Here is a 24,541-nt window from a genome sequence, read left to right on the forward strand (position 1 = left end):
ATCGGTCGTCGTCGCGACCGCGCGGATTGCCGACGGTCAGCGCAGATTGGCGATTTCCTTCTGGATTGCCTCGATATTCCGCTGATGCAGGGCCACCTTGTCCTTGTACGTTTGCAGACGCTCCTGAACCTTGCCACCACTGATCGCACCTCCCTGCATGCGCTCGCTTGGCAGGACGATGGTCTCCTGCTCGGCGAGGTCCTTCTTCGCCTGCTCGGCATTCTTCTGTTCAGCCGCCAGTTCGTTCTCGAGAATTCGTCGGCGATCACCATCGCGCGACTTCTGTGTCTGCTCGTCGACTTTCGGAAAACTACCTGGGGTCGGCGTCCGCGTACCCGTGGCTGACGATTTGGAGGATGGAGCGAGGTTTACCGGATCAAGAACCAGCTTGCGACAACTCTTGGATGGAACATTCGAGTAGGTCACACGTCCGTCGGGATCGGCGCATTTGTAGATATCCTGCGCGTGCACGGGCACCGCGCTGCACAGTGCGATCGAAAGACACAGGCCAAGAAGTCTCATCGTCGTCGTATTCCCTGGTCGGACGTAGCCCCGCGCAGGGAACCGGCCAACACGGAATGCCGGCGCAGGGACGCATCGCAGCAATACTAACGCGTGCACCAGGCGATCGGTAGACAAAAAAAGGACGGGCACGCCCGTCCTCTTCGTGCAACCGCTGGCTCAGCAGCTGAAGTACAGGTCGAATTCGACCGGGTGAGTGGTCATGCGAATCCTGTTGACCTCGTCCATCTTCAACTCGATGTACGCGTCGATCCAGTCATCGGAAAACACGCCACCGCGAGTCAGGAACTCGCGATCCTTGTCCAGCGCGCCGAGCGCCTCTTCGAGACTGGCGCAAACGGTCGGGATCTTTGCATCCTCTTCCGGCGGCAGGTCGTAAAGGTTCTTGTCGGCCGGATCGCCCGGATGGATCCGGTTCTGAATGCCATCGAGGCCAGCCATGAGCAGCGCCGAGAAGCACAGGTAGGGGTTGGCGATGGGATCCGGGAAGCGCGTTTCGATCCGCCGCGCCTTGTCGGACGCAACGTGCGGCACGCGGATCGAGGCCGAACGATTCTTTGCCGAGTACGCCAACTTGGTCGGAGCCTCGAAGTGCGGTACCAGTCGCTTGTACGAGTTGGTCCCGGGGTTGGTGATCGCGTTCAGCGCCTTGGCATGCTTGATGACGCCGCCGATGTAGAACAGCGCCAGCTCCGAAAGACCGGCGTAACCGTTGCCCGCAAACAGGTTCTTGCCATCCTTCCAGATCGACTGATGGACGTGCATGCCCGAACCGTTGTCGCCGACGATCGGCTTCGGCATGAAGGTTGCCGTCTTGCCATACTGGTGCGCGACATTGTGCACCACGTACTTGAGAATCTGCGTCCAGTCGGCGCGCTTGACGAGCGTGCTGAACAGGGTGCCAATCTCGCACTGACCGGCAGTCGCGACTTCATGGTGGTGCACCTCGACCGGCACCCCGAGCGACTCAAGCGTCAGCACCATCGCCGAGCGGATGTCGTGCAGGCTGTCGACCGGTGGCACCGGGAAGTAACCGCCCTTGATGCCGGGACGATGGCCGCTGCCGCCCTCGCCTTCCGCCTTTTCGCCGCTCGTCCAGGCGGCTTCCTGCGAGAAGATTTTCAGAGTGCAACCCGACATGTCGACACTCCACGACACCGAGTCGAAAATGAAGAATTCGGGCTCGGGGCCGAAGTATGCGGTATCCCCGATGCCGCTGGATTTGAGATAGGCTTCGGCTCGCTTCGAAATCGAGCGCGGATCCCGGTCGTAGCCGCGTCCGTCGGCCGGATCGACAACGTCGCAGGTGAGAACCACCGTGGTTTCATCGAAGAACGGGTCGACGTACGCCGTGTTCGGATCGGGCATCAACAGCATGTCCGATGCCTGGATTCCCTTCCAGCCGGAAATGGACGAGCCATCGAAAGCATGACCGTTCTCGAATTTTTCTTCGCCAAAAGCGCTGACCGGCACGGTGACGTGCTGCTCCTTGCCACGGGTGTCAGTGAAGCGGAAGTCCACAAACTTCGCCTCGTTTTCCTTGACCATGTTGATTACGTCTTGCGGACTTGCCATTACAGAGCCTCCTGAACAGGGGCCGGTGCGACCGGCGACAGTAGAAAATAGGTGCGCGGGGCTACTAGCAGAAAATGTGCCAGTCGATGCCCTGCTGGATTTTCATTGTGCCACAAGGGGCGAGTGCATTCTTGAGCTTTTTTCTTTGCACCGCGTCGGTGCACACCTCGCGCCATACGCACCAACATGGTGCTCACCGCCAAAACGGCCCCGCAGCTGCCATCATTCAGCCGCGCGCCGACAGCAGTTCCACGGGAGAGGCTCGATTCCTCGCAAAGATGAGGGGCGAGCTCTTGCGCCGGGAATCCTCGCGTGGGGAACCTGGCAACTGATTTATACTCGCAGCTTGGCAACGATCGTTTCAGCGGCCGACAGGCAAAGACTATGGGAAAATTGACCGATTTGCTGCAGCTCGCGCGGGAGCGCGGGCGCGAACTCGGGCTCCCCTACACCGGGGCGCTCACACCGCAGGAAGCATACCAGGTATGGCAACTGGCACCCGGTGCCAAGCTGGTGGACGTCCGCACACGCGCCGAATGGGACTGGGTGGGGCGAATCCCCGGCGCTATCGAGATCGAGTGGCAGAGCTATCCGGAAAACCGCCCGAATAATCATTTCCTGCCGCAACTCAAGCAGCAGGTCGATCCCGAAGCGCTCCTGATGTTTCTCTGTCGCAGCGGCGCGCGTTCGCACAATGCGGCAGCGCTGGTCAGCCGGGAAACCGGGCGCGAGTGTTACAACGTGCTCGAAGGATTCGAGGGCGACAAGGACGCCAGCGGCCAGCGCGGCAAGGTCGGCGGCTGGCGCCATGCCGGCCTGCCCTGGCATAACTGAAACTTTTCGTTATCAGCGGGGTCTTCTTGACCCCAGACAGCGCTTCGAGCAGGAATCCATGCAAACCGCCAACATCAGCTTCGACCGATTCAACCAGTTGCAGGACGATGCCTGCCACCAGCGCATTCGTGACGCCCGCGCACGACTCGGCAAGGAAGCCGTGCTCCTCTGCCACCATTACCAGCGCGCCGACGTTTATCAATACGCCGACCTCACCGGCGACTCGCTGAAACTTTCCCGTCTCGCCGCGCAGACGGATTCGCGCTACATCGTTTTCTGCGGCGTGCATTTCATGGCCGAAGTCGCCGACATCCTCTCGAAGCCCGAGCAGATTGCCATCCTGCCCGATCTGGCGGCTGGCTGCTCGATGGCCGACATGGCCAATCTCGCCAAGGTCGAACGCTGCTGGCGCGAACTGGGCGAGGTGCTCGAAGTCGATGAGCAAGTGACGCCGGTGACCTACATCAATTCGGCAGCCGATCTCAAGGCTTTCTGCGGAGCGCACGGCGGCATCGTGTGCACCTCGTCGAACGCCGGCACGATCGCAGCGTGGGCCTTCGCACGCCGCGAGAAAATTCTCTTCTTTCCCGACCAGCACCTCGGACGCTGGACCGGCGCGCAGATGGGTATCCCGCTCGACGAGATGATGGTCTGGGACCCCGATCTCGAAATGGGCGGCCTGAGCGCCGAAGAAATCCGGCGCGCCAGGCTGTTGCTCTGGAAAGGACATTGCTCGGTACATCAGATGTTCCAGCCGGCGCACATCCTGCGATTCCGCAATCAATATCCGGACGGGCTGGTGATCGCGCACCCGGAGTGCAGCTTCGAGGTCTGTCGACAGTCGGATTTTGTCGGATCGACCGAACACATCGTGCGCACGATCAAGGACGCAAGCCCGAACACGCGCTGGCTGGTCGGCACCGAACTCAATCTGGTCAACCGCCTCGCCGAGGAAGTCCGGGGCCAGGGCAAGATCGTCCAGTTCATGGCGCCTACCGTGTGCATGTGCTCGACGATGCAGCGCATCGACCCGCAACACCTGGCGTGGACGCTGGAGAATCTGGCCGAAGGCGAGGTCGTCAACCGGATCACGGTTCCGGAGCACGAAAAGGACCTCGCCAGGCTTGCGCTCGAACGCATGCTTTCCGTGTCCTGACGCATTCCCATTGAACGGCATGCAGCGCCGCTGTCGCATCTATGGAATCCGCAACTGCGACAGGATGAAGAAGGCTTTCGCCTGGCTGGCCGAGCACGGTGTCGCCTACGACTTCACCGATTATCAGCGAGCCGGCGTTAGCGACGATCTGCTGTTCGACTGGAACCGACGCATCGGCTGGCGGCTCCTGCTCAACACCCGCGGCACGACCTGGAAACGGCTCGGCGAGGAAGAGCGTGCCGAAATGGACGAAACCAGGGCGCTGACCCTGATGGCCCGTCACCCCAGCCTGATCAGGCGGCCGCTGCTCGATACCGGCAACGCACTGCTGATCGGTTTCGATGCCGCACGTTATGCGACCGAATTTGCCGGAGCAGGCGAATGAGCGACGACTGCGTGTGCCGCTTCCTGTTCGACGACCTCGACATCCGGGGCGCTTTCGTCCGGCTCGGGCCGGTGTGGCGAGAGATGGTCGAGCGCCGTGATTACCCGCTGCCGGCGCTCCGCCTCCTCGGAGAAATGAGTGCCACCACCGTGCTCCTCGGCGACGAGCTCAAGCAGCCCGGCCGACTGACCATCCAGTTGCGCGGCAACGGCCCGATCTCGCTGCTCGTCATCGACTGCAACGAACAATTGCAGTTGCGCGGTATGGCCCGTTGCGCTGGGCAAGCACCAGGCGACTCGGTTCCGGACCTTCTCGGCGACGGGCAACTGCTCCTTTCACTCGACGTACCTGCGCAGCGGGAACCCTATCAAAGCATCGTGCCGCTCGCAGGCAAGAGCATCGGCGAGGTGTTCGAGAACTATTTGCGACAGTCGGATCAACTTCCGGCACGTTTTTTTCTCGCCGCTTCACGTGCCGCTGCCGCCGGGCTGTTTCTGCAGAAGCTCCCCACCGCCGAACAGCGCGACGCGGACGGCTGGACGCGCATCGAAGCATTGGCTGCGACCGCGAAAGACACCGAACTCCTTTCGCTGGCGAGCGAAGAACTCCTCCAGCGCCTGTTCCCCGAAGAAACCGTTCGTCTGTTCGCCGCCCGACCGGTGGCTTACCACTGCCCCGAGGATTGGGAAAAGGTGCGAGCGCTGCTGCGCTCGCTCGGTCCCACCGAAGTCTACGCGGCCCTGCACGAATACGGGGAAGTACTCGTCAAGGACGATATTTGCAATCGCGAGTACCGTTTCGACGCGCCGGCGATCGAGGAACTCTTCCGCAATTCGCCGGCAGCGCCGCCCCCGACGCTGCATTGAAGGCACGCGCACGACCGTTCACAGCACCTTGCCGGGGTTCATCAAGCCCTTTGGATCGAGGGTGCGCTTGATCGCCCGCATCAGATCGAGCTCGACCGGGCTCTTGTAGCGCAGCAATTCGCCGCGCTTCAACTGACCGATGCCGTGTTCGGCACTGATGCTGCCGCCCAGTTCATGTACCAGGTCATGCACGACGCGATTGACTTCGCCTTGCGCGGCGAGGAAGGCTGCGTTTTCGCCGGCGAGGGACTTCGACTGGTTGTAGTGCAGGTTGCCGTCGCCGATGTGCCCAAAAGTGACGATGCGAATCCCGGGGAAGGCGAGCGACAGCGCCCGGTCGGCGCGCTGGACAAACTCGGGAATGCGCGAAATCGGCAGGGAAACGTCGTGCTTGATGCTCACGCCTTCCCTCTTCTGTGCCTCGCCGATGTTCTCGCGCAATGCCCACAGTCGCCTCGCCTGTTCGCCGCTCTGCGCCAGTACCGCGTCGCCGATCGTGGTGCCGCGGTCGAGCGCCTCGGCCAGGAAGGAGGCGAGTGCTTCGCGCAGCGCCGCATCGTCGCCACCCGTGGAGAGTTCGATCAGCAGATGCCAGGGGCTCGCCGACAGCATCGGATGCGGTCCCGGAACGTGCTTGCGGACCAGCGCCAGCGCCTGCTCCGACACCAGTTCGCAGGCGGTCAGCGAGGAGCCGAAAGACGCCTGCAGTTCGCCCAGCAGATGCACGGCCTGCGCCGGCGAAGCGAGCGCCAGCCAGGCGGTCGCCACTGCCTGCGGCAGGGGATAGAGTTTCAGCACCGCCGCCGTGATGATGCCGAGTGTTCCCTCGGCGCCGATGAACAGGTGCTTGAGATCGTAGCCAGTGTTGTCCTTGCGCAGGCCGCGCAGGCCGTCCCAGATCTCGCCGTTCGGCAGGACCACTTCAAGCCCGAGCGTAAGTTCGCGCGAGTTGCCGTAGCGCAGCACCTGCACGCCGCCGGCGTTGGTCGACAGATTGCCACCGATCTGGCAGCTTCCTTCGGCCGCCAACGACAGGGGAAACAGCCTGCCCGCCTTCGCCGCCTCCTCCTGCAGCGTCTGCAGGACACATCCCGCCTCGACCGTGATCGTGTTGTTGGCGGCATCGACCGCCCGCACACGGCTGAGCCGGGAGAGGCTGATCACCACCGAGTTGCCGTCGGGCGCCGGCGTCGCCGCGCCGCACAGGCTGGTATTGCCACCCTGCGGGACGATCGCCACACCCGCCTCGACACAGGCGCGAACCGCTGCCGCCACCTCGGCCGTGTTCGCCGGCCGGACGACACACAGCGCGGCACCGTGATAGCGGCCGCGCCAGTCGGTGAGACAGGCCGCCATGCTGTCGGCCTCGGTCGACACGTGGTCCGCACCGAGCAAGTTGCTGAGGGTTGCGATCAAGTCATGCACGGCGCCCCCCGTTCGGACGATCATTCAGCGGCCTCCATGCCGGTCCGAGCTGCCGGAGGCAACAACGAAAAACCCCGCCGCAGCGGAGTTTGCGCGAGTGCCGGGATACTTACGCCTGTTTGCGACGGCCAAAGCCGAGACCGGCAAGGCCGAGACCCAACAGCGCCAGCGTCGCCGGTTCGGGAACATCCGACTGGATTTGCAGATCGAGGATGTTTGCCCCGGTCTGGCTCAACAGGTGGCAGGTCTGCACCTGTCCGGTCTCGACCTCGTTGCAAACCACGTTTCCGGCAGGAGCAACCAAGGGTACAGCGTCGTCGTCCGAGGCAAAATTGATCTGAATGAACTGCACCCAATCCGGTCCCGCGGGGCCACCTGTACCCTGCGGCGTGGACACCATCAGATAGTCGCTGAGGCCACCGCCGGGTTCCTGCAGCAGGAACAGGCTGGGACTGCCGGATATGTTGAGCACTCCCTGGCCACCCGGGATGTGCAGGATGCCACTGAAAGAGGCCGTTTCCGGGCCAACCACCACGCCGCCCGGGCCAACATCGAGGCCAGCGGAGATGACCACCGTCGGGTTGCCCTTGGTCAGATCGCTGATGAAAATGCTCGGAACCGCGACGGCAGCGCTCGAAAACGAAAGGGCTAGAGTGACACCGGCCGCAGCCAGGAATTTGTTGAGCTGGAACCTTGGGCATCTCCTCCGAAAAAAGCACAGACGGGCAATGGGTTATCCGTATTTCTTGAGATACTTTGGGATCTCGCGTCTAGTGAAGCATATTCCGTGCCCGAAGCGAAATCCCGTTGCGCAGCAAGCCCCTGGCATGCATCCGGGCATTTTCCATAAGTAATTGATTGATATAAGAACAATTCCCATGTGCAATACATGGTGTCGCAATGAAATCAATTGCTTACAAACGGTCACCTGTCCTCGCCCAACGGTCTGCCGTAAACCCTTGGGTTTCTTCTCCTGACCGCGAGTGTAAGATTTTCCGACGGTGAACGGCGCGAAACGGGGTCGGGGAAACGGCCGGCTGCTTCGCAGTGGCTGCCCCTCGGCGAACTGCGCGCGGCAACCCCACGCAGGCACAGCGGATACCCACGCCGGCCATCCTGCACTCGAACCTGGCGCATGCGCACTTCTCATCCAGCCAAGGCGAGCAGGGAAGGCGCCTTTCTTTACCGGAATTTGACTGCTGACGTCCAGGATTTTTTCAGGATATTGACACTCGCCAGCCTACCATGTGTGTTGTGCGAACACTTTGCATGGAGGCAAACATGGATTTCTTCTATCTGGCGGGACTCGTCCTGCTCTTCTTTTCGATCGCCGGACTCGCCGTCGGCTGCGCCCGGCTGGGAGGTACGAAATGAGCGTCTTTCATCTGCTCGGCGGCGGTGTCGCAGTCGCCCTGCTGATCTACCTGATCCTGGCATTGCTCCACCCGGAGGATTTCTCATGAGCGATCACGCCTGGCTGCTGCTGGGGCTCTACCTGGCAATCCTGCTGCTGCTTGTACGCCCCGTCGGCGGCTACCTCGCCGACGTCATGGAAGGGCACGGCCTGGCGCCGCGGCTTGGCGGCCGTATCGAGGCGCTGATCTACCGCGTGTGCGGAATCCGGGCAAATGAAGAAATGGCGTGGCCGGCGTACGCCTTCGCCATCCTGCTGTTCAATGCCCTCGGCGCGCTCGGCGTGTACGCTTTGCAGCGGCTCCAGCTCTGGCTCCCGGCAAATCCGCAGGCGGTGGCCAACGTCACTCCCGACTCTGCCTTCAACACCGCCATCAGCTTCGCCACCAACACCAACTGGCAGGGTTACAGTGGCGAGTCGACGATGAGCTACCTGACCCAGATGCTTGGCCTGACGGTGCAGAACTTCCTGTCGGCCGCCACCGGCATCGTCGTCGTCATTGCCCTGATCCGCGGCTTCGCACGCCATACGGCCGGGACCATCGGCAACGCCTGGGTGGACCTCACCCGGATCACGCTCTATGTGCTGCTGCCGATCTCGTTCGTCTTCGCCCTCTTCCTCGTCAGCCAGGGCGTGATCCAGAATTTCGATGCCTACCGCGACGTGACCACGCTGGAAGTGACGCAATACGACAACCCGCGGCTCGACGCGGCCGGTCAGCCGCTCAAGGACGACGCCGGCAACGCCATCACCGAACCTGCAAGCACGCCGACCCAGACGCTGCCGATGGGCCCGGTCGCCTCGCAGGAAGCGATCAAGATGCTCGGCACCAACGGCGGCGGCTTTTTCAATGCCAACTCGGCACATCCCTACGAAAACCCCACGCCGCTGAGCAATTTCGTCCAGATGTTGGCGATCTTCCTGATTCCCGGCGCCCTGTGCCTGACTTTCGGCCGCATGGTCGGCGACACTCGCCAGGGCTGGGCGGTCCTCGCGGCAATGACGCTGATCTTCGTGCTCATGGCGGTGATCGCGATGCACTACGAGGCGCAGGGCAATCCGCTGCTCGGCAAGCTCGGCGTCGACCCCGGCGCCGGCAACATGGAAGGCAAGGAAACTCGCTTCGGCATCGCGGATTCCGGACTGTTCGCGACGATCACGACGCTCGCCTCGTGCGGCGCGGTCAACGCGATGCACGATTCCTTCACGCCAATGGGAGGCTTCGTGCCCTTGTGGAACATGATGCTCGGCGAAGTCGTGTTCGGCGGCGTCGGCTCCGGCCTGTACGGCATGCTGGTGTTCGCCGTCATGGCGGTGTTCATCGCCGGCCTGATGATCGGGCGCACGCCGGAATACCTGGGTAAGAAGATCGAGGCGTACGAAATGAAAATGGTGGCCATTGCCATTCTCGTCACGCCGCTGCTGGCGCTGCTCGGCACCGCCATCGCCGTGATGGCGACGGACGGTGTCGCCGGCATCGCGAATCCCGGTGCGCATGGCTTCTCGGAAATCCTCTACGCCTTCACCTCGGCCGCCAACAACAATGGCAGCGCTTTCGCCGGCCTTTCGGCGAACACGCCCTTCTACAACGTGACGACGGCGATTGCCATGTGGTTCGGGCGCTTCGGCGTGATCGTGCCGGTACTGGCCCTCGCCGGCAGCCTGGCGGCCAAGAAGCGCATCGCCGTCACCACCGGCACGATGCCGACGCACGGACCGTTGTTCGTCACCCTGCTGATCGGCACGGTCGTGCTGGTCGGCGCACTGAACTATGTCCCGGCGCTCGCGCTGGGTCCGGTGATCGAGCAGCTGGTGCTCCATACTGCCAACTGAGCGCAAGGAGAAGAAAATGTCCCACAAGAAGCTTGCGATGTTCGACCCCGTGCTGCTCAAACCGGCCACTCTCGACGCCTTCAGGAAACTCGACCCGCGCGTGCAGTGGCGCAACCCGGTGATGTTCGTCGTCTATGTCGGCAGCCTGCTGACCACCGCGTTGTGGATCCAGGCACTGGCCGGCGAGGGAGAAGCGCCGGCCGGCTTCATTCTCGCAGTCGCCCTATGGCTGTGGTTCACGGTGCTCTTCGCCAACTTTGCCGAGGCGCTGGCCGAGGGTCGCAGCAAGGCGCAGGCGGCGTCGCTGCGCGGCCTGAAACAGGAAACACTGGCCAAGAAACTGCGGGCGCCACATGCGGCGAGAGTGTGGACCCAGGTTGCCGCCAGCGAGTTGCGCAAGGGCGACCTGGTGCTGGTGGAGGCCGGCGAGATCATCCCTGCCGATGGCGAGGTGATCGAGGGTGTCGCATCGGTCGATGAATCGGCGATCACCGGCGAATCCGCGCCGGTGATCCGCGAATCCGGTGGCGACTTCTCGGCGGTCACTGGCGGAACGCGCGTGCTCTCCGACTGGATCGTCGCCAGGGTCACGACCAACCCCGGCGAAACGTTCGTCGACCGCATGATCGCCATGGTCGAAAATGCGAAACGCCAGAAGACGCCGAACGAGATTGCCCTGACCATCCTGCTGGTGGCGCTGACGATCGTCTTTCTAGGCGTGACGGTGACACTGCTGCCTTACTCGATGTTCAGCGTCGCAGTCGCCGGGGCAGGCTCGCCGATCACCATCACCGTGCTCGTCGCACTGCTCGTCTGCCTGATCCCGACCACCATCGCCGGTCTGCTGTCGGCCATCGGGGTCGCCGGCATGAGCCGCATGTTGCAGGCGAACGTCATCGCCACTTCCGGCCGGGCCGTCGAGGCTGCCGGCGACGTAGACGTGCTGCTGCTGGACAAGACCGGCACGATCACGCTGGGCAACCGGCAGGCGTCCGCCTTCCTGCCGGTCGAAGGGGTGAGCGAAGCCGAGCTTGCCGACGCCGCGCAGCTCGCGTCGCTGGCGGACGAAACCCCCGAAGGCCGCAGCATCGTCGTTCTTGCCAAGGAGAAGTTCAATCTGCGCGAACGTGACATTCACGCGCTCGCTGCCAGCTTCGTGCATTTCTCCGCGCATACCCGGATGAGCGGCGTCGATCTGGGCGATCGCCAGATCCGCAAGGGTGCCGCGACGGCGGTTCGCGAGCACGTCGAATCCCATGGCGGCAGCTTCCCGGCTTCGCTGTCGCTCACCGTCACCGAGGTGGCCCGACGCGGCAGCACGCCGCTGGTGGTTGCCGACGGCCGGCGGGTGCTCGGCGTCGTCGAACTCAAGGATGTCGTCAAGGGAGGGATCAAGGAACGCTTTGCCGAACTCCGTCGCATGGGAATCCGGACCGTGATGATCACCGGAGACAATCGCCTGACTGCCGCCGCCATCGCCGCCGAGGCCGGGGTCGACGACTTCCTCGCCGAGGCGACGCCGGAAGCCAAGCTGGCACTGATCCGCCAGCATCAGTCGGAAGGTCGTCTGGTGGCAATGACCGGCGACGGAACCAACGATGCGCCGGCGCTGGCCCAGGCCGACGTGGCGGTGGCCATGAACACCGGCACGCAGGCGGCAAAGGAAGCCGGCAACATGGTTGATCTCGATTCCAACCCGACCAAGCTGATCGAGATCGTCGAAACCGGCAAGCAGATGCTGATGACGCGTGGTTCGCTCACCACTTTCAGCATCGCCAACGACGTCGCCAAATATTTCGCGATCATACCGGCTGCGTTCATCACCACCTATCCACAACTCGCGGCACTGAACGTCATGGCGCTTGCCAGCCCGGCCTCGGCGATTCTCTCGGCGGTAATCTTCAACGCACTGATCATCATGCTGCTGATCCCGCTGGCCCTCAAGGGAGTCCGTTACCGGCCCCTCGGCGCCGCCGTGCTGCTGCGCCGCAACCTGCTGGTCTACGGTCTCGGCGGCCTGCTTGCACCGTTCGTAGGCATCAAGCTGATCGACCTGGTCCTCGCCAGCGCCGGGCTGGCTTGAGAATTGGAGAACCTCATGAAGCATCTCTTGCGTCCCGCCATCAGCCTGTTCTTGCTGCTGTCCCTCGTCACCGGCATTGCCTACCCGCTCGCCGTCACCGGCGTCGCGCAAACGCTGTGGCCCGATGCCGCCGGCGGCAGCGTCCTCGTTCGCAGCGGCGTGCCGGTCGGATCCCGCCTGATCGGCCAGAACTTTGCCGAAGCGAAACATTTCTGGGGCAGGCCGTCGGCAACGTCGCCGCAGCCGTACAACGGTACCGCCTCCGGCGGCTCCAACCTGGGCCCGCTCAATCCGGCGCTGGTCGACGCAGTCCGTAGTCGAATCGCGGCGCTCAGGGCGTCCGACCCCGACAACCACCAAACGATTCCCGCCGATCTGGTCACTGCCTCGGCCAGCGGTCTCGATCCGCACATCAGCCCGGCCGCCGCCCGCTATCAGCTCGAACGCGTCGCCCGGGAGCGCGATCTGCCGCTGGAGCGACTGGACGCGATCATCGATGCGTATACGGAAAATCGGCAGTGGGGTATTTTTGGTGAACCGCGAGTCAATGTGCTCAAACTCAACCTGGCGCTCGACGGCGAGCGCTGAGCTGGCAGAAGGAGATCCAAATGAAACGAAGTCTTTGCTGGGTGTGCGCGGCGTTCGCCTGCGGCACTGCCCAAGCGGCGGGATTTTTCCACGACCGTGATGCACTGGAAGAACTCCGCCTGGCGTACGACAGCAACAACCCGAAGATCAAGGCGGCCTATTTCCGTGGATACGTGGCTGGTGTCGCCGACAGCGTGCACGGCAGTACCTGGTGTCCGTCCGACAAGGTGAGTCCCGAACGGACTTACTGGCTGGTCTCGAAGTATCTGAAGGACCATCCGGCGAACACCGCCAGGCAGGATGCGGCGGAGGCGGTGATGACCGCACTCGGTGCCGCATTCCCCTGCCCGAGCAAGTGAACGGTCGCCGCCCGGATCCGGACCAACTGCTCACTCGCATCAAGGAGGAGGAAGCGCGCGCCGCGCGCGGCAAGCTCAAGATTTTCTTCGGCGCCTCGGCCGGCGTCGGCAAGACTTACGGCATGCTATGGGCGGCGCGTCAGTTGGCGCAGCAGGGGACGGACGTGGTCATCGGCGTCATCGAGACGCACGGCAGGAAAGAGACGCAGGCGCTGGTCGATGGCTTCGAGCGACTGCCCCTCCGGGATATCGTCCATCGTGGCATGCTGCTGCGGGAGTTCGACATCGATGGTGCGCTGGCGCGCCAGCCGGCGTTGATCCTGGTCGACGAACTGGCGCATTCGAACGTCGCCGGTTCGCGCCACCCCAAGCGCTGGCAGGACGTCGAAGAACTTCTCTCGGCGGGAATCGACGTCTACTCGACGGTGAATGTGCAGCACCTCGAGACGCTCAACGACGTCGTCGGACGCATCACCGGCATCCGCGTCGGGGAAACTGTCCCCGACCATGTCTTCGACGCCGCCGACGAAGTCGTCCTGGTCGACCTGCCGCCCGACGAGCTCTTGCAGCGACTCAGGGAAGGCAAGGTCTACCTGCCGCAACAGGCCGAACGCGCGATCCAGAACTTTTTCCGCAAGGGCAACCTGATCGCGCTGCGCGAGCTGGCGCTGCGCCGCACGGCCGATCGCGTCGACAGCCAGATGATCGCCTATCGGCGCGATCGGGCGGTCGCGCCAGTCTGGCAGACGCGCGAATCGCTGCTCGCGTGCATCGGTCCGCAGACCGACGGCGACCGCATCATCCGCAGCGCCGCGCGCATCGCGACCAGACTCGACGTACCCTGGCACGTGATCTACGTCGAAACGCCCGAGCTGCAGCATCTCGGGGACGGCCGGCGGCAACGCATCCTGAAAAATCTGAAGCTGGCGCAGGACATGGGGGCGGAAACTGCCAGCCTTTCCGGCAGCGACGCGGTAGACACGATCATCGCTTACGCGCGCGACCACAACCTGGCGAAGGTCGTCGTCGGGCGCGGCCACCGGAAATTCCGGCTGCCTTGGCTGGGCTCGTTCGCCGACCGCATCGGCCGACTTGCGTCCGACCTCGACGTCATCCAGGTGGCTCGCGAGGACGGCCCTTCCGACCACGGTCGAGAAGGGCCGACCGACAGCTCGCTGCTCGACCGCCTGTCGGCGCCGTGGCGATCGTTCGTGATGAGCGCCGTCCTGTGCACGCTGGCGACACTGGTCGCGATGCCGCTGCATGCGATCTTCGATCTCGCCAACATCGCGATGCTGTTCCTGCTCGCCGTCGTCCTGGCCGCCGTGCGCTACGGCCTTGGCCCGGCGATCGCGGCTTCTTTCCTCAACGTCGCCGCTTTCGACTTCTTCTTCGTGCCGCCGCGCTTTTCCTTCGCGGTGGGTGACGTGCAGTACCTGATGACCTTTGCGGTGATGCTCGCCGTCGGCCTGATCACCGCCAAGCTGACCGCGGGGCTCAAGTTTCAGGCACGCGTCGCCAGGGTCCGCGAGCAGCGCGTGCGGGCGCTCTACGAAATGTCGCGCGACCTTTCGGGCGCGCTGATGCCCGAGCAGATCGCGGAAATCTGCCAGCGCTTCGCGGAAAAGGTCTTTTCCGCGTGTGCCGCCATCGTCGTCGCCGATGACGACAACCAGCTGCGCCACCCCGTCGACGTTCCCGGTGGCGTGCCGCCGATCGACCCCGCGATCTGTCAGTGGGCTTTCGACCACGGCACCGAGGCCGGCTGCGGTACGGACACGCTGGCCGGCAGCCCGCTGTTGTACGTGCCGCTCGCCGCACCGATGCGCACGCGTGGTGTGCTGGCGCTGCAGCCGCAGGATCCACAGCGGCTGATGGCACCCGAGCAACGGCGCTTGCTGGACACCTTCGCGCGCCTCATCGCCATCGCTCTCGAACGCGTGCATTATGTGAGTGTGGCGCAGACGACGACCGTACAGATGGAATCGGAACGCTTGCGCAATTCGCTGCTCTCGGCGATTTCGCATGATCTGCGAACCCCGCTCTCGGCGCTCGTTGGTCTCGCCGATTCGCTGTTTCTGACGCAACCGCCGCCAACGGCACAGCAGGCCGAAATTGCCGGCTCGATGCGCGAGGAAGTGCTGCGCATGAACTCGCAGGTCAACAACCTGCTCGACATGGCGCGTCTGCAGGCCGGCGCCGTCAGGCTAAACCGGCAGTGGCAGCCACTCGAAGAGGTCGTCGGCAGTGCGACCAAGGCGATGGCAAGCGTCCTCGCGCAACATCGGCTGTCGGTGCGCCTCCCCGAGGATCTGCCGCTGCTCGAATTCGATGCCGTGCTGATCGAACGCGTGCTGGTGAATCTGCTCGACAATGCGGCGAAATATACGCCGTCCGGCAGCCTGATCGAGGTCGGCGCGGCGCCCGGTGCGCGTGACCATATCGACGTCTGGGTCGAGGATGATGGCCCAGGCTTGCCGGCAGGACGCGAGGAACAGATCTTCCAGAAATTCGAGCGCGGGCGGAAGGAAAGCACGACTCCCGGCGTCGGTCTCGGGCTGGCGATCTGCCGCGCCATCGTCGAAGCACACGGGGGCAACATCAGCGCCGGCAAGCGGGCGAACGGTGGCGCACGTTTTGTTTTTTCGCTGCCACGTGGAAAACCTCCGCTGGTCGAGGTGGACGACGAAGGCGCGATTGCGGAAGAGATTCACTGGTGAAGGAGGCGAGCCCGATCGTCATCGTCGTCGAAGACGAAGCGAAGATTCGGCGCTTCGTCAGGATGTCGCTGGAGTCCGAGGGCTGCCAGGTATACGAGGCCGATTCGGTCAAGCGCGGCCTGATCGAGACGGCGACCCGCAAACCGGACATGGTCGTGCTCGACCTCGGTTTGCCGGACGGGGACGGAGTGGGCCTCATTCGCGATCTGCGCACCTGGTCGGACATTCCGGTGATCGTCCTTTCCGCGCGTACCTCGGAAATGGACAAGGTGGAAGCACTCGACGCTGGTGCCGACGACTACCTCATCAAGCCCTTTGGCACGGCAGAACTGCTGGCGCGGGTGCGCGCCCAGCTCCGCCGCCGGACACGCGCGCCCGGATCTGCGACCAGCATCCTGGAGTTCGGGAAAATTCGCGTCGATTTCAGTCGCCGCACCGTCGAGCGCGACGGCGAGCCACTGCATCTGACGCCGATTGAGCATCGACTGCTGGCCTATCTCGCGAACAATGCGGACAGCGTTCTCACGCATCGCCAGCTGCTGAAAAATGTGTGGGGGCCGGGACACGTGGAAGATGCCCATTATGTCCGCGTCTACATGGCGCACCTGCGCAAGAAGATCGAGGACGACCCGTCGCAGCCCCGGCACATTCTGACCGAAGCCGGCATCGGCTACCGCTTCGTGATCTGACCGCGCAGCGCCGCAAGCCCGCCCGGACGCGCACCCGATCCCCTCCCGGCAACGACGGATCGGTACCACTCGGTGGCTCGCCCTGCGCGATGCCCGCGTCTCCTCGTGACACCGTCCTGCGACCGAAGAGGCTCGCGCGCACCGGCCGCCGATTTGCCAGGGAGAAGACCACGGCATCGCGGGGTCTTTGATAAATCCGGCGTTTGATGCGAAGATTCGGGGCACGCCAGTTCCTTGCCGAATCTCGGGTACTCGTTCTTCGACCGGCAACGTTCTCGCCTATCGGGCCCACCCGCGTTGACCGTGTCAGAACTCCTGAAAGCATGCGCCTCACCGAATATTCTCCAGTTCCTCGAGTCAACCGGGACCTTCGACCTGACCCAATCGTGTGCCCGGAGAAACTTCCTTGAGTCCTCCCACCATGCTGGTTGCCGACGTCGGTGGCACGCGCGCCCGCTTTGCCCTGCTCGACGAGTCGGGCTCACCCGCTCAGGTACGCATTCTCGCGGTGGCCGACTTTGCGAGTCCGGTCGAGGCGATCCGTGCCTACCTCGCGGACCTTGGCGGTGCGGCCCCGGAAGCAGCAGCGATCGCACTGGCGGCGCCAGTTCATGACGAAGTGATACGGCTGACCAACGGCGCCTGGACCTTCGCCCGCGCGGAGATCAGCGAACAACTCGGCCTGCAGCGCCTGCTCCTGCTCAACGACTTCACCGCGCTCGCACTGGCAGTGCCACACCTCGCTGACGACGAGCTCTACCAGGTGGGCACGGGCCTGCCGGTAGCGTCGGCGACGAAGGGGGTGATCGGCCCCGGCACCGGTCTCGGCGTCTCGGGAGTGTTGTTCGATCGCGGGCGCTGGCTGGCGCTGACCGGCGAAGGCGGTCATTGTTCGCTGGCACCGGCCGACGAACGCGAGTCGGCAATTCTTGCCCATGCCTGGCGCGAATTCGACCATGTTTCCGCCGAACGCCTGCTTTCGGGCAGCGGCCTGCCCTTGCTGCACCGCCTGGTTGCCGCAGTCGACGGTCGTCGCTGCGAGCCGTGGACGACCGCTGAGATCGTCGCACGCGCTGTCGCCGGTACTGACGTTCAGTGCCGGGCGGTGATCGAAACCTTCTGCGCGATGCTCGGCACCGTGGCGGGAAATCTTGCGCTGACGCTGGGCGCCCGCGGCGGTGTCTATATCGGCGGTGGTATCATTCCGCGCTTGGGCGAACTGTTCGAGAGATCGGCTTTTCGTGCGCGTTTCGAGGCCAAGGGGCGCTTTGCTTCCTACTTGGCCACAATTCCGACCTATGTAATGCTTTCTCCCACGCCGGCGCTGCTTGGTGCTGCCCACGCTTTGGCCGAGAGCGGGGATTGTCCATGAACCTTACTGGAGTATCCGCCTGATGTCCGATTCCGCTCAATCCCTTCCCGCAGGCGAGCAACTGCGCTCCGAAATCAACCGCAGAATGGTGTGCACCGTTGGCGCCGAGCCGTCGCGAGCCAGCAAGGCGGATCTGTATCAGGGACTCGCACAGGTGGCGCGCGAGCAGCTCGCGCAGCGCTGGGTCAACACGCAGAACGTGGACCGGCAAAACAAGGCCCGGCGCATCTATTACCTTTCTATGGAGTTCCTCATCGGCCGGGCGATGAACAATGCTTTGTCGGCACTCGACCTGCGCGATCCGGCGGCCACGATGTTCACCGCGCCGGGCCCTTCGCTCGACGAGGTGATGGAATGCGAACCCGATGCGGCGCTCGGCAATGGTGGTCTGGGCCGGCTTGCGGCCTGTTTCCTCGACTCGATGGCGACGCTCGGACTCCCCTCCTGGGGCTACGGCGTGCGCTACGAGTACGGCATGTTCGCGCAGTCGATCCTCAACGGCCAGCAGATCGAGAAACCGGAAGCGTGGCTGCAGGACCGTTCACCGTGGGAATTCCCGCGGGCCAACCGGCACTATACGGTGCGCTTCGGAGGCTACGCCGAACACCACGGCGAGTGGGCAGAGTGGCACGCCGCCGATTCGGTCGAAGCCAAGGCTTTCGACTACGTCATTCCGGGGCACGGCACGGAGCGGGTCAGCACCCTGCGCCTGTGGAAGGCCGCGGCGCCGGCAGAAATCGACCTCGGCGCGTTCAATACCGGCGATTATCAGCGCGCAGCCGAGTTCAAGAACCGCTTCGAGAACATTTCCTGGGTCCTCTATCCGAACGACAGCACTCCGGCTGGGCGCGAGCTGCGCCTGCGGCAGGAGTATTTCTTCGTCTGCGCATCTCTGCAGGACATCCTTTTCCGCCATCAGGCGGAACACGGCACCTTCGCCAATCTGGCCGAGCACGTCGCGATACACCTCAACGACACACACCCCGCAATCGGCGTCGCCGAACTGATGCGCCTGCTGGTAGACGAGCACGACATGAGCTGGGCGGACGCCTGGGATCAGTGCCGGCGCATCTTCTCGTACACCAACCACACGCTGATGCCGGAAGCGCTGGAGACGTGGAAGGTGACGCTGATCCATCGGGTACTGCCACGCCACCTGCTGATCATCTACCGGATCAACCAGGAATTCCTCGACGAGGTGGTCCGCCTTTACCCCGGAGATATCGACCTGATGCGGCGCGTCTCGCTGATCGACGACGGCGGCGGCCACGAAAAGGACAAGCGCGTACGCATGGCCAATCTGTGCATCGTCGGCAGCCACCGGGTCAACGGCGTATCGCAGTTGCATTCGGACCTGATGGTCGAGACCATTTTCGCCGATTTTGCCCGCCTCTACCCCGAGCGCTTCCACAACAAGACCAACGGCGTCACGCCGCGGCGCTGGCTGGCGCAGGCCAATCCGGCCTTGTCCACGCTGCTCGACGAGCGCCTGGGCGGCAAGGACTGGCGTCTGCACCTGGACCGCCTGCAGGATCTCCGGGCAAGCGCCGACGATGCCGGCTTCCGCGATGCCTTCGCTGCCGCCAAGCTGGGCAACAAGCAACGGCTCGCCAACTATGTCCTGCGCGAACTCGGCCTCCAACTCAACCCGGACAGCCTGTTCGACGTGCAGGTCAAGCGCATCCACGAGTACAAGCGGCAGTTGCTCAACGTGCTGCACATCATCACGCGCTACAATGCGATCCTGAATGGCGAGAGCGAGGATTTCGTGCCACGCAGCGTGATCTTCGCCGGCAAGGCAGCCTCTTCGTATCACATGGCCAAACAGGTGATCCGGCTCATCCACGACGTCGCCGCGGTAGTGAATAACGATCCGCGCGCGCGCGACCTGCTGCAGGTCGTTTTCATCCCCAATTACGGTGTTTCGGTCGCCGAACTGATCATGCCGGCGGCCAACCTCTCGGAACAGATTTCCACTGCTGGCACCGAAGCGTCGGGAACCGGCAACATGAAGCTTTCGCTCAACGGCGCGCTGACCATCGGTACCGAAGATGGCGCGAACATCGAGATTCGCGACAACGTCGGCACCGAGAACATCTTCATCTTCGGCAACAACACCGCGCAGGTGAATGCGATCAGGCAGGCCGGCCATCAACCGATGGCTCTGTACCAGAAGGATGCCGCGCTCAAGGAAGCGCTCGACCGGATCGACACCGGCTTTTTCTCGCCGGGCGAGCGTTCGCGCTACCACGACGTTTTCAACAGTCTCCTCCATTACGGCGATCACTATCTGCTGCTCGCCGACTATGCCGATTATGTCGCCACGCAGGCGCGCGTCGACGCGCTCTACCGGACGCCCGACGAATGGCAGCGCAAGGCCATTCTCAACGTCGCGGGCATGGGGCCCTTCTCGGCAGACCGGACGATCGCCGACTACGCCAACGATACCTGGCACATCCGCACACTCCAATCAAGTTAGGAAGTCTCCCATGCTCGACCAACAAGAGATCATCGCCCTTTGCCGGGCGGAACACGGAAACCCGTACGCGGTCCTCGGAATGCACACCGACGCCGACGGCGGACTTTGGGTACGCAGCCTGCAACCAGGAGCAAGCTCGGTCGCCGTCGTCGATGCGAAGACCGCGAAGCAGATTGCCCAGCTGAAGCACATCGAAATCGAAGGAGTCGAGGGGTTCTTCGAGGGAGTCATGCCGCGCCGCCGCAACCAATTCCCCTACCGCCTGCGCATCGTCTGGGCTGACGGCGCGGTGCAGGACACCGACGATCCCTACCGTTTCCCGACGGTACTCGGCGAAATGGACGTCTGGCTGCTCGCCGAAGGCTCGCACCTGCGCCCCTTCGAGCGACTTGGCGCACATCTGTGCGAGATCGACGGCGTTCCCGGCACGGTTTTCGCGGTCTGGGCGCCGGACGCACAGCGGGTCAGCGTCGTCGGCGATTTCAACACCTGGGATGGTCGTCGTCATCCCATGCGCCTGCGCCGCGAATGCGGTGTGTGGGAAATCTTTCTTCCCGGAGTGGGCGCCGGAGCGCACTACAAGTTTGAAATTCGCTCTCGCGACGGTTATCTGCTGCCACTCAAGTCCGACCCCTACGGTTTCCGGGCCGAAATGCGCCCGTCGACCGCGTCGATCGTCTGTGCCCTGCCACCTCCGGTCGAGCCGTCGACGATACCCGCCGGCGATCAACTGGATGCACCGCTGTCGGTCTACGAAGTGCATCTGGCATCGTGGCGGCGCGCCGATGACGGCGGCTTTCCCGACTGGCAGCGGCTGAGCGAGACGCTGATCCCGTACGTCGTCGATCTGGGTTTCACGCATATCGAACTGCTGCCGATTTCGGAACATCCTTTCGACGGATCCTGGGGATATCAGCCACTCGGACTCTATTCGCCAACGGCCCGTCACGGCGACCCGGCCGGATTCCGCGAATTCGTCGCTTCGTGCCATGCCGCCGGACTGCGCGTCATCGCCGACTGGGTACCGGCGCACTTCCCGACCGACGAACACGGTCTCGGACGTTTCGACGGCACGGCGCTCTACGAGCACGCCGACCCGCGCGAAGGAATGCACCAGGACTGGGGCACCCTGATCTACAACTTTGGCCGCCGCGAAGTCAGCAACTACCTGATCGGCAACGCGCTGTTCTGGATCGAGCGCTATGGTATCGACGGGCTGCGGGTCGATGCCGTCGCCTCGATGCTCTACCGCGACTACAGCCGGGAGGACGGGCAGTGGCTGCCGAACATTCATGGCGGCCGCGAGAACCTCGAAGCCGTCGCTTTCCTGCGCCGGATGAACGAGGTGCTCGGCCAGCAACACCCCGGCGCATCCACTTACGCCGAGGAATCGACCGCCTGGCCAATGGTCAGCCGGCCACCCGAGATGGGCGGCCTCGGCTTCCATTACAAGTGGAACATGGGCTGGATGCACGACGTCCTCGACTACATGACGAGAGATCCGGTACATCGCAAGTATCATCACAACCAGCTCAGCTTCGGCATGATGTATGCCTACACCGAGAACTTCATCCTGCCGCTTTCGCACGATGAGGTCGTGCACGGCAAGGGCTCGCTGATCAGCAAGATGGCGGGCGACTACTGGCAGAAGTTCGCCAACCTGCGCGCACTTTATGGCTACATGTGGGCGCATCCAGGCAAGAAGCTGCTGTTCATGGGTGGGGAAATCGGTCAGTGGAACGAGTGGAATCACGATGCGTCGCTCGACTGGGGACTGCTCGACTTCCCGCTGCATGCCGGCGTGCGTGACCTCATCCGGGACCTGAACGGCGTCTACCGCAGCAATCCGGCTCTGCATCAGATCGATTTCGATCCGGCCGGCTTTGAGTGGATCGCCGCCGACGACGCCGAATGTTCGGTCGTCGCCTTCGTCCGCTGGTCTCGCGACCGCTCGCGTGCCGTCCTCTACGTCGGCAACTTCACGCCGGTCGTCCGCCACGGCTATCGCATCGGCGTGCCGCTGCCAGGCGAATATCGCGAACGAATCAATACCGACTCGGAATACTACGGCGGCAGCAACGTCGGCAACGGGCCCGGCCCGGTCTATGCGGAGCAGGTGCCGGCGCACGGTCGCGAATGGTCGGTGAACCTGACCCTGCCGCCGCTCGCCGCGCTGTACTTCGAGTGGGCGACGTGATCGACAGCGTCAGTCTCGAAGCCGGGCGGCCCTGGCCGCTCGGTGCCAGTTGGGACGGTCACGGAGTCAACTTCGCGCTCTTTTCGGCACACGCCGAAGGAGTCGACCTTTGTCTGTTCGACGGCATGCGGATGCGTGCGTTGCCCTTGCGCGAATGCAGCGATCAGGTGTGGCACGGCTACCTTGCCGGTGCCGGGCCGGGAATGCGCTACGCCTATCGCGTACACGGGCCATATGCGCCGGATAAGGGACACCGTTTCAACGCTCATCGCCTGCTGCTCGATCCCTACGCCCGAGAGATTGTCGGCCGCTTTTCCTGGCCGGCGCATGATGATCCCGCGCACAGCCTGACGGCGGCCGTCGTGGACGAACGCTTCGACTGGGGCGACGATACCGCACCGGCGATCCCCTGGAGCGAAACGGTGCTCTACGAGGCGCATGTCAAGGGGATCAGCCGCCAACATCCGGATGTTCCGGAGGTGCTGCGCGGCACCTACGCCGGCCTCGCTGCTCCGGTCATGATCGAACACTTCCGGCGGCTTGGCGTCACCTCGCTCAACCTGCTGCCGGTGCACTTCTTCCTCGACGAGCAGCGCCTGGCGAACGAAGGTCGAGTCAATTACTGGGGCTACAACTCGCTCGCCTTCTTTGCCCCGGAGCCGCGTTATGCTGCGCGCATCGGCGGCCAGTCGGTGATCGCCGAGTTCAAGACGATGGTCCGTTCGCTGCACGCCGCCGGCCTCGAAGTGATTCTCGACGTGGTCTTCAATCACACCGCGGAAACCGACGAATGGGGTCCGACGCTGTCGTTTCGCGGCATCGACAACCTCAGTTACTATCGTCTGCCCGCCGGCAATTTCGCCGCCTACGAGAACTTCAGCGGTTGCGGCAACACGCTCAACGTCGCCCACCCGCGCGTCCTGCAACTGGTGATGGATGCGCTGCGCTATTGGGTCGAGGTGATGCATGTCGACGGTTTCCGTTTCGACCTCGCCGCCGCCTTGACGCGCGACAGCGCGTTTCTCGCCGCGCTCCGGCAGGATCCCGCGTTGCAGCGCACCAAGCTGATCGCCGAGCCCTGGGACATCGGCCCGCAGGGTTATCGCCTGGGCCGCTTTCTGCCCGGCTGGAGCGAATGGAACGACCGCTTTCGCGACGACGTACGCGCCTTCTGGCTGACGCACGAGGCCGGCGCCGGACAGCTCGCGCAGCGGCTCGCCGGGTCGAGCGAAATCTTTCGCATCGCTGGACGCGCTCCCCAGGCGGGCACCAACTTCGTCACCGCACACGACGGGTTTACCCTGCGCGACCTGGTCAGCTATCAAACGAAGCACAACGAGCTCAACGGCGAGGACAACCGCGACGGGCACGGCCACAACTGCTCCTGGAATTGTGGGGAAGAGGGCGAAAGCAGCGATCCGGCCGTGCTCGGACGTCGCCGCCGTCTGCAGCGTGCGCTGTTGACCACGCTGATGATTTCCCAGGGCGTACCCATGCTGCAGGGGGGAGACGAGCTCGGGCGCAGCCAGGCTGGCAACAACAACGCCTACTGCCAGGATAACGCGATGACCTGGCTCGACTGGCGCAATGCCGACCCCGACCTGATCGCGTTCGTCGCCGGTCTGATCGCGCTGCGTCGGCGATTTCCGCAACTGCGCCGGCGAACCTGGCTGAGCGGCGAAACGAACGGCGCCGGGCAGCCCGACGTCGACTGGTGGCATCCGGCGGGAAGACCGATGCGCATCGCCGACTGGCAATCAAAAAAACTTGGCGCGTTCGGCATGCAACTCGCTCCCGAGACGCCGACGACCAGTGATCAAGGCCAAACCTTGCTGTGCCTGATCAACCGCGACGAAATCCCGGTTTCCTTCCTGCTGCCGGCAGGCGTCTGGCAGCAGATATGCGAGAGCGGGGCGCATTCCCCGTTCGCCGCCTGCCGGCGCGAGAAGACCACGCCAGTGGCGGCGCGCAGCGTGCAGATTCTCGCGCGCGAGTGATCGCGTCCGCGGCACGGCTGCTCGGCTGCCGTGCCGCGGGTAAGGAA

19 protein-coding genes are annotated in these 24,541 nt (G+C 63.8%); 15 read left to right on the forward strand and 4 right to left on the reverse strand.

Translation table 11 applies throughout. From position 1 onward, the window contains the following. Positions 1-36 precede the first annotated feature (36 nt). Both NFV80_RS07995 and glnA read right to left on the reverse strand, forming a co-directional pair. Entirely contained in the window at positions 37-522 is a 486-nt protein-coding gene (locus NFV80_RS07995; protein ID WP_295327300.1) for a DUF4124 domain-containing protein, read from the reverse strand. A 159-nt stretch (positions 523-681) separates the two neighbouring features. Further along, entirely contained in the window at positions 682-2,097 is a 1,416-nt protein-coding gene (gene glnA / locus NFV80_RS08000) for a type I glutamate--ammonia ligase (RefSeq protein ID WP_295327299.1), read from the reverse strand. A 384-nt stretch (positions 2,098-2,481) separates the two neighbouring features. Here glnA and NFV80_RS08005 point away from each other — a divergent pair, with 384 nt between their 5' ends. From NFV80_RS08005 to NFV80_RS08020, 4 genes are read left to right on the forward strand one after another with little or no spacing between them, the layout of a single operon-like run. Next, a complete protein-coding gene (locus NFV80_RS08005; protein ID WP_295327297.1) occupies positions 2,482-2,931 on the forward strand; it encodes a rhodanese-like domain-containing protein in 450 nt (149 codons plus the stop codon). Positions 2,932-2,989: 58 nt separating this feature from the next. Beyond that, positions 2,990-4,087, forward strand: a complete 1,098-nt coding sequence (gene nadA / locus NFV80_RS08010; protein ID WP_295327295.1) for a quinolinate synthase NadA — start codon at positions 2,990-2,992, stop codon at positions 4,085-4,087. Between the two features lie 19 nt (positions 4,088-4,106). Next, positions 4,107-4,472: a Spx/MgsR family RNA polymerase-binding regulatory protein gene (locus NFV80_RS08015; protein ID WP_295327293.1), complete on the forward strand. Its 366-nt coding sequence runs from the start codon at positions 4,107-4,109 to the stop codon at positions 4,470-4,472. After that, entirely contained in the window at positions 4,469-5,338 is an 870-nt protein-coding gene (locus NFV80_RS08020; protein ID WP_295327291.1) for an Hsp33 family molecular chaperone HslO, read from the forward strand. Before NFV80_RS08015 ends, NFV80_RS08020 begins: the two co-directional genes overlap by 4 nt. Positions 5,339-5,356: 18 nt before the next feature. On the opposite strand, the gene NFV80_RS08025 is transcribed toward NFV80_RS08020, so the two are convergent. Together NFV80_RS08025 and NFV80_RS08030 are read right to left on the reverse strand one after the other, a co-directional pair. After that, positions 5,357-6,787, reverse strand: a complete 1,431-nt coding sequence (locus NFV80_RS08025; protein WP_295327289.1) for an FAD-binding oxidoreductase — start codon at positions 6,785-6,787, stop codon at positions 5,357-5,359. 85 nt (positions 6,788-6,872) lie between these two features. Next, positions 6,873-7,337, reverse strand: coding sequence for a PEP-CTERM sorting domain-containing protein (locus NFV80_RS08030; protein WP_295327287.1), 465 nt, complete (start codon positions 7,335-7,337; stop codon positions 6,873-6,875). Between the two features lie 796 nt (positions 7,338-8,133). On the opposite strand from NFV80_RS08030, the gene kdpF reads away from it, so the two are divergent. From kdpF to glgX, 11 genes are all read left to right on the forward strand, one after another. Further along, positions 8,134-8,226, forward strand: coding sequence for a K(+)-transporting ATPase subunit F (kdpF, locus tag NFV80_RS08035; RefSeq protein ID WP_295327285.1), 93 nt, complete (start codon positions 8,134-8,136; stop codon positions 8,224-8,226). After that, complete coding sequence (gene kdpA, locus NFV80_RS08040; RefSeq protein ID WP_296758331.1) at positions 8,223-10,010, forward strand: potassium-transporting ATPase subunit KdpA; 1,788 nt, start codon at positions 8,223-8,225, stop codon at positions 10,008-10,010. Before kdpF ends, kdpA begins: the two co-directional genes overlap by 4 nt. Positions 10,011-10,026: 16 nt before the next feature. After that, on the forward strand, positions 10,027-12,093 hold the full coding sequence (gene kdpB / locus NFV80_RS08045) for a potassium-transporting ATPase subunit KdpB (protein WP_295327281.1): 2,067 nt from the start codon (positions 10,027-10,029) through the stop codon (positions 12,091-12,093). A gap of 15 nt (positions 12,094-12,108) precedes the next feature. Beyond that, positions 12,109-12,681 (forward strand): potassium-transporting ATPase subunit KdpC, encoded by a 573-nt coding sequence (gene kdpC / locus NFV80_RS08050; RefSeq protein WP_295327279.1) that lies wholly within the window; start codon positions 12,109-12,111, stop codon positions 12,679-12,681. 20 nt (positions 12,682-12,701) lie between these two features. Continuing rightward, entirely contained in the window at positions 12,702-13,040 is a 339-nt protein-coding gene (locus NFV80_RS08055) for a Rap1a/Tai family immunity protein (RefSeq protein WP_295327277.1), read from the forward strand. Continuing rightward, the gene (gene kdpD / locus NFV80_RS08060; protein WP_295327275.1) at positions 13,037-15,760 is read left to right on the forward strand and encodes a two-component system sensor histidine kinase KdpD; all 2,724 of its coding nucleotides are present in this window, start codon (positions 13,037-13,039) and stop codon (positions 15,758-15,760) included. The genes NFV80_RS08055 and kdpD overlap by 4 nt, the downstream gene beginning before the upstream one ends. Next, positions 15,757-16,449 carry a two-component system response regulator KdpE gene (gene kdpE, locus NFV80_RS08065; protein WP_295327273.1) on the forward strand — a complete coding sequence of 231 codons (693 nt, stop codon included), beginning with the start codon at positions 15,757-15,759 and terminating at the stop codon, positions 16,447-16,449. Before kdpD ends, kdpE begins: the two co-directional genes overlap by 4 nt. Positions 16,450-16,855: 406 nt before the next feature. After that, the gene (gene glk / locus NFV80_RS08070; protein ID WP_295327271.1) at positions 16,856-17,821 is read left to right on the forward strand and encodes a glucokinase; all 966 of its coding nucleotides are present in this window, start codon (positions 16,856-16,858) and stop codon (positions 17,819-17,821) included. Positions 17,822-17,843: 22 nt separating this feature from the next. Further along, positions 17,844-20,300 (forward strand): glycogen/starch/alpha-glucan phosphorylase, encoded by a 2,457-nt coding sequence (locus NFV80_RS08075; RefSeq protein WP_295327269.1) that lies wholly within the window; start codon positions 17,844-17,846, stop codon positions 20,298-20,300. 10 nt (positions 20,301-20,310) lie between these two features. Beyond that, entirely contained in the window at positions 20,311-22,497 is a 2,187-nt protein-coding gene (gene glgB, locus NFV80_RS08080; RefSeq protein WP_295327267.1) for a 1,4-alpha-glucan branching protein GlgB, read from the forward strand. Continuing rightward, positions 22,494-24,494: a glycogen debranching protein GlgX gene (gene glgX / locus NFV80_RS08085; protein ID WP_366143422.1), complete on the forward strand. Its 2,001-nt coding sequence runs from the start codon at positions 22,494-22,496 to the stop codon at positions 24,492-24,494. Before glgB ends, glgX begins: the two co-directional genes overlap by 4 nt. Positions 24,495-24,541: the final 47 nt, after the last annotated feature.

The sequence above is a fragment of the Accumulibacter sp. genome, assembly GCF_023806565.1.
Lineage (GTDB): Bacteria > Pseudomonadota > Gammaproteobacteria > Burkholderiales > Rhodocyclaceae > Accumulibacter.